The organism is Bradyrhizobium sp., from assembly GCF_049798375.1.
GTDB lineage: Bacteria > Pseudomonadota > Alphaproteobacteria > Rhizobiales > Xanthobacteraceae > Bradyrhizobium.
Genome location: NZ_JBARGP010000552.1, coordinates 1 through 6536, shown reverse-complemented (window position 1 = coordinate 6536; position 6536 = coordinate 1). Strand labels below are relative to the sequence as shown.

Annotated in this window: 5 protein-coding genes; 1 reads left to right on the top strand and 4 read right to left on the bottom strand. The window is 62.2% G+C overall.

Features of this window, described 5'->3' with window-relative positions; all coding sequences use genetic code 11:
• Nucleotides 1–48: 48 nt before the first annotated feature.
• The 4 genes from WA702_RS22185 to WA702_RS22170 form a co-directional block, all read right to left on the bottom strand.
• A complete protein-coding gene (locus tag WA702_RS22185; protein WP_425112696.1) occupies nucleotides 49–984 on the bottom strand; it encodes a carbohydrate ABC transporter permease in 936 nt (311 codons plus the stop codon).
• Nucleotides 981–1937, bottom strand: coding sequence for a carbohydrate ABC transporter permease (locus WA702_RS22180; protein WP_425112695.1), 957 nt, complete (start codon nucleotides 1935–1937; stop codon nucleotides 981–983). The genes WA702_RS22185 and WA702_RS22180 overlap by 4 nt, the downstream gene beginning before the upstream one ends.
• A gap of 223 nt (nucleotides 1938–2160) precedes the next feature.
• Nucleotides 2161–3480 carry an ABC transporter substrate-binding protein gene (locus WA702_RS22175; protein ID WP_425112694.1) on the bottom strand — a complete coding sequence of 440 codons (1320 nt, stop codon included), beginning with the start codon at nucleotides 3478–3480 and terminating at the stop codon, nucleotides 2161–2163.
• A 76-nt stretch (nucleotides 3481–3556) separates the two neighbouring features.
• Nucleotides 3557–4618, bottom strand: coding sequence for an ABC transporter ATP-binding protein (locus WA702_RS22170; RefSeq protein ID WP_425112693.1), 1062 nt, complete (start codon nucleotides 4616–4618; stop codon nucleotides 3557–3559).
• A 224-nt stretch (nucleotides 4619–4842) separates the two neighbouring features.
• Here WA702_RS22170 and WA702_RS22165 point away from each other — a divergent pair.
• Nucleotides 4843–6536: IlvD/Edd family dehydratase (locus tag WA702_RS22165; protein ID WP_425112692.1), on the top strand; the 1694-nt coding region annotated here is incomplete at its 3' end.

The following is a 6536-nucleotide window of genomic DNA, read 5'->3' as shown; positions in this document are numbered from 1 at the left end:
GAGGGTGCACTGCCCGTGCGGCACGAACTGCATCCACTACCGCGCCGCCTACTCCTTCACCGCACCCGTCATCGCCGACACATAATGTTCGACGAAGAAGGCGTAAAGGATCACGAGCGGCAGCGAGCCGACCAGGGCGCCGGCCATCAGCGAGCCCCATTTGTAGACATCGCCGTCGACGAACTCGTTGACGATCGCGACCGGCACCGTCTTGTTCGGGGTCGATTGCAGGAAGGTCAGCGCGTAGATGAACTCGTTCCAGCACAGCGTGAACGAGAAGATGAACGCTGAGATCAGGCCGGGGATCGCCAGCGGCACCACGATCTTGACCAGGATCTGCCAGCGGCTGGCGCCGTCGATCAGGGCGCACTCCTCCAGCTCGTACGGGATGGTCTTGAAGTAGCCCATCAACAGCCAGGTCGAGAACGGGATCAGCAAGGTCGGATAGACCAGGATCAGCGACAGCGGCGAGTCGAACAACCCGTAGGCCTGGATCACGGAGGCTAGCGGAATGAACAGGATCGACGGCGGCACCAGGTAGGCGAAGAAGATCAGGATGCCGACGGTATCCGCGCCCTTGAAGCGCAGCCGCACGATCGCATAGGCTGCAAGCACCGATGCGATGATCGACAGCGTGGTGGCACCGACCGCGACATACATCGTGTTCCAGAGCCAGCGCGGGTATTCGGTCTCGAACAGCAGCTTCGAGATGTGCTTGAAGGTCGGATGCACAACCCAGAACGGGTTGTAGGTGTTCATGTCGATCAGTTGCGCGTCGGGTTTGATCGAGGTCAACGCCATCCAGTAGAACGGGAACAGCAGCACGACCAGGATGATGGACAGCGGCAGATAGAGCGTGATCAGGCGTCGCGGCAGCGACTCCAGGTAGCTCATGCCTTCGCTGTCATCGTCGCCGGCGAGCGCAGCGGCGGCCGCCGTGGTTGCGGTCGCGGCCGTTTTGGGTTGCAGCAGGGTGTCGGTCATTTGTCGGATCCTTGCTGCCATTTGCGCCGTTGCATGCCGAACCAGGAGATCGCGATCGCCACCAGCAGGAACGGGATCATCGCGGTCGCGATCGCGGCGCCCTCGCCCAGCCGGCCCGACAGAATGCCGCGCTGATAGCTCAAGGTCGCCATCAGATGGGTGGCGTTGACCGGACCGCCGCGGGTCAGCGCCCAGACCAATTGAAAGTCGGTGAAGGTGAACAGCACCGAAAACGTCATCACGACCGCGATGATCGGGGTCAGCAGCGGATAGGTGATGAAGCGGAAGCGTTGCCAGCCGGTGGCGCCATCAAGCGTCGCGGCCTCGTAGAGCGAGGGCGACACGGTCTGCAGGCCGGCCAGCAAGGTGATGGCGACGAACGGCACGCCGCGCCAGATATTGGCGATGATGACGGAGGCGCGCGCCCAGCTGGTGTCGCCGAGAAAGTCGATGTTATGGGTGATGAGGCCGAGCTTGATCAGCGACCAGGAGATGATCGAGAACTGCGCGTCATAGATCCACCAGAACGCAATCGCCGACAGCACCGTGGGCACGATGAACGGAAGCAGCACGATGGAGCGGATCATCGCCTTGAACGGCATGCGCCGGTTCAACAGCAGTGCAAGATAAAGCCCGATCGCGAACTTTATGGCCGAGGCGATGATCGTGTAGAGCAGCGTGTTGAACACCGCGAGCCAGAAGATCGAATCGTCCCACAGCCACTCGTAATTCTCGAGGCCGACGAAGACGCCTGTGCGGCCGATGCGCTCGTCGGTGAAGCTCATCCAGACGCCAAGTCCCAGGGGATAGGCCAGGAATAGGATCAGGAAGGCGGCGGCCGGCAGCATGAACCACAGCGCAATGAAATTGCGGTTGGTCTGCAGCCGCGACCAAGCGGAAGGCTCTCGCATGGTCACCGCAGGTCTGGGCAGCGTAGTCTGAACGGTACTCATTCGTAGAGCAGCTCCAAATTGGACCGTAGGGTGGGCAAAGCGAAGCGTGCCCACCGATGTGTCCGGCCGAGTAGACGGTGGGCACGGCGCTTTCAGCGCCTTTGCCCACCCTACGACTTTACGCTTCCGTCATTGGGAACGAAGCGAAGCAATCCAGTCAGCTTCATCGAAGAGTCTGGACTGCTTCGTCGCCTTTCGGCTCCTCGCAATGACGAAATCGACTTTAGCGGAAGATGCGCTTGGCCGAACGCTCCGCGCTCGCCATCGCCGTCTTCACGTCCTCGCGTCCGGTGCAGTAGTTCGCGAACATGTCGACCACCACGAAGTCGGCGATCGCCGCGGCCGCCGCCTCGCTCATCTGGCCCATGCCGGCCGGCGTGCTCGCGGTCGCCGCCACCGAGCGGTAAGGCGTGGTCTTGGGGTCGGCGGTCCAGACCGGGTTGGCGTCGTAGACTTTCAGGAAGTGCGACAGGTAGCCCTGCGCCGCCTCGATCCACGGATTGAACTGCGCCGGCTCCAGCATGAAGGCGGTGAATGCCTTGCAGGTCTGCGGGAACTTGGTGAAGTTGTAGACCAGGATCGGGAAGCCGAGATGCAGCTCCCGTGTCTTTCCGTCAATTCCGGCCGGCAGATGCGCGTGGTTCATGTCCTCGGCGACCTGCGGATTGTCCTTCTTCGCCGCGACATAGATCGAGATGCCGTTGACGGTGAGATAGAGCTGGCCGCCCACGAACGCCTTGTTATTGGAGCTGTCGTTCCAGGACGCGGTGCCCGGCACGAAATTCTCGTACAGGCCCTTGACGTATTCGAGCGCCTTGGCCGTCTCCGGCGAGTTGATAATGACCTTGTTGTCCTTGTCGATCAAATTGCCGCCATGGGCCCACAGCGCCCAGTGCAGCCAGCCATTGGCATCGCCCGAGGCGTGGCCGAGCGCCATGCCGCCCGGCGTGCCGTTCTTGTTCATGCCCTTAATCAGGTCGGCAAAGCCGGCGAGATCCTTGGGAAATTCCTTGTGGCCCGCCTTCTCCATCGCGGAGATGCGATAGTTGACGAGGCCGCCGGTGGCCGCCACCGGAATGCCGATCCACTTGCCGTTCAGCATGCCGTAGGCTTTGCCCGAGTCGGTCCAGCCGCCGCACGTCTTGCCGAGATAGTCGGCGACGTCGGTCATGTCGGTGCACTTGTTCGGGAACAGGAACGGCAGCGAATAAAGGCCCCAGACCATGTCGAGCCCCTGCCCCGTATTGGCAGCGACCGACGCCTTCGGCTGGATGTCGTCATAGGATTCGTTGGAGACGTTGATCGTGACGTTGTTCGCCTTCTGGAAGGCGTCGACGATCTTCATGAAGGCCACGTCCTCGGCCTCGACGAAGCGCTTCCAGCGCAGCAAATTGACCTTGGCGCCGGCCTCCGGCTTCCACTGCGAGGTCTGCGCCCATGCCTTGGCCATGTTGAAGAGCTCTTCGCTCGACATGGTCGCCGCCGCGGCCAACATCGTCGCGCCCTTGAGCAGCGACCGCCGGTCGGTCAGGAAATCAGCCATCTTAGGTCTTCTCCCGTAAAATAATTCGTTTGTCTTGTTGTTCTGGTTTTGTTGAGTTGCGTCAAACGGCCGACGCTCAAATTCTCCGGCCGCTATCCTTGTCGAACAGATGCGCCGCCGACGCGCGCGGACGCAGGTGGATCTTCTCGCCGGGATTGACCTCGTGGCGATCGCGGAACACCGCGATGATGTCCTGGGTGCCGATGCGGGCGACGATCTGGGTTTCCGATCCCGTCGGCTCGACCACGACCACTTCGGCCTCGATGCCGTCACTGGCGAGTTCGAGATGCTCCGGGCGCACGCCATAGACCACCGGCTGGCCCTCGGAGGCCGCGGGTGCCGTCAGCAACGGCAGCTTGGCGCCATTCTCGGTCTCGACATAGGCCGAGCCGTTGGACTTCAGGTGGCCGTTGAGGAAGTTCATGGACGGCGATCCGATGAAGCCCGCGACGAACTGGTTGTCCGGCTTGTCATAGAGCTCGAGCGGCGAGCCCATCTGCTCGACGATGCCGTCATGCATCACCACGATCTTGTCGGCCATGGTCATGGCCTCGATCTGGTCGTGGGTGACGTAGACGGTGGTCGTCTTCAGCCGCTGGTGCAGCTCCTTGATCTCGGTGCGCATGGCGACGCGCAGCTTGGCATCGAGATTCGACAACGGCTCGTCAAACAGGAACACCTGCGGATCGCGCACGATGGCGCGACCCATCGCCACGCGCTGGCGCTGGCCGCCGGAGAGTTGGCGCGGATAGCGTTCGAGCAGCGGCGTCAGCGCCAGGATCTCGGCGGCGCGGGCCACACCCTTCTTGATGGCGTCAGACTTGGCGCCGCGCAGCTTCAGCGAGAAGCCCATATTGTCGGCGACCGTCATATGCGGATAGAGCGCGTAATTCTGGAACACCATCGCAATGTCGCGCTCTTTCGGCTGGACATTGTTGACGACGCGCTCGCCGATCGAGATCGTGCCGGCGCTGATGTTCTCAAGGCCGGCGAGCATGCGCAGCAGGGTCGATTTGCCGCAGCCGGAGGGACCGACCAGCACGACGAACTCGCCGTCCTCGATCGGGATGGACACGCCGTGCAAGACCTCAAACCCACCAAACGACTTGCGCACGTCGCGAATATGCACCGACGACATAGATCCCATTCCTCCACAGACTTTATAGAATAGCCGCGGCCGTTGCCGCGATCCCGGTTTTGTTGCAAAGCGTCTTAGCAGAGTTTTTGCGCAATGTCGTTGGATCAAAGTCGTAGGTTTTTCGCCTTTACCACTGACATTGCGCAGGGAATCGCGACATGCAAAATTGGGCCACGTTATAATGTTGCACAGTGCGCAGGCATGTGTGCAGTGCGGGAGGAACCATGAATAAGCCGATCACCGGCGTCACCACCAGGCGCAAGCTTCGCTCCAGCGAGTGGTTCAACAACCCGCATAATCCGGGCATGACCGCACTCTATCTCGAGCGTTACCTGAATTTCGGCCTCACGCGCGGCGAATTGCAGTCCGGCAAGCCGATCATCGGCATCGCCCAGACCGGCAACGATCTGTCACCTTGCAATCGTCATCATCTCGAATTGGCACACCGCGTTCGCGAAGGTATCCGCGCCGCCGGCGGCATCGCGATGGAGTTTCCGTGCCATCCGATTCAGGAGACCGGCAAGCGTCCGACTGCGGCACTTGACCGCAACCTCGCCTATCTCGGCCTTGTGGAAATCCTGTTCGGCTATCCGCTCGACGGCGTGGTGCTGACCACAGGTTGCGACAAGACAACTCCGGCGTGCCTGATGGCGGCGGCCACTGTCAATATTCCCGCGATCGTGCTTTCCGGCGGACCCATGCTGAACGGCTGGCATGACGGCGAGCGCACCGGGTCCGGCACCGTGGTGTGGAAGTCGCGCGAGCGGCTTGCCGCCGGCGAGATCGATTATGAAGAGTTCATGGAGATCGTCGCCTCCTCCGCACCATCGGTCGGCCATTGCAACACCATGGGCACCGCCTCGACCATGAACGGGCTAGCCGAAGCGCTCGGCATGTCGCTGCCCGGCTGCGCCGCGATCCCTGCGCCCTATCGCGAACGCGGCCAGATCGCCTATGAGACCGGCAAGCGCATCGTCGACATGGTCTGGGAAGATTTGAAGCCGTCCGACATTCTGACGCGCAAGGCGTTCGAGAACTGCATCGTCATCAACTCCGCGATCGGCGGCTCGACCAATGCGCCGATCCACATCAATGCGCTGGCGCGCCATATCGGCGTCGAGCTCGACATCGATGACTGGCAGAAATTCGGCCACGACGTGCCGCTGCTGGTCAACATGCAGCCGGCCGGCTTCTATCTCGGCGAGGAATTCCACCGCGCCGGCGGTGTGCCGGCGGTGATCGGCGAATTGATGCGCCACCAGCGCATCCATGAGGACGCCATTACCGTCAACGGCCGCTCGATGGGCGACAATTGCCGCGAGGCCAACAAGCCGGACGGCGACGTGATCTGGTCCTACGACAAGCCGCTGGTGAAGGACGCCGGCTTCCTCGTCTTGCGCGGCAATCTCTTTGATTCCGCGATCATGAAGACCAGCGTGATCTCGCCGGAATTCCGCGATCGCTATCTGGTCAATCCGAAGGACCCGAACGCGTTCGAGGGCCGCGCCATCGTGTTCGAGGGTCCGGAAGATTATCACCATCGCATCGACGATCCCGCGCTCGAGATCGACGAGCACTGCGTGCTGTTTATCCGCGGCGCCGGCCCGATCGGCTATCCCGGGGGCGCCGAGGTGGTGAACATGCAGCCGCCGGCGGCGCTGATCAAACGCGGCATTCACTCCCTGCCCTGCATCGGGGATGGCCGGCAGTCCGGCACCTCGGGGTCGCCGTCGATCCTCAATGCCTCGCCGGAGGCTGCCGCCGATGGCGGGCTGGCGATCCTCAAGACCGGCGACAAGGTGCGCATCGACCTCAACAAGGGCACGGCCAACATCCTGATCTCCGAGGACGAGGTCAAGAAGCGCCACGCCGATCTGAAGGCCAAGGGCGGCTTCCCGCAGCCCGCCAACCAGACGCC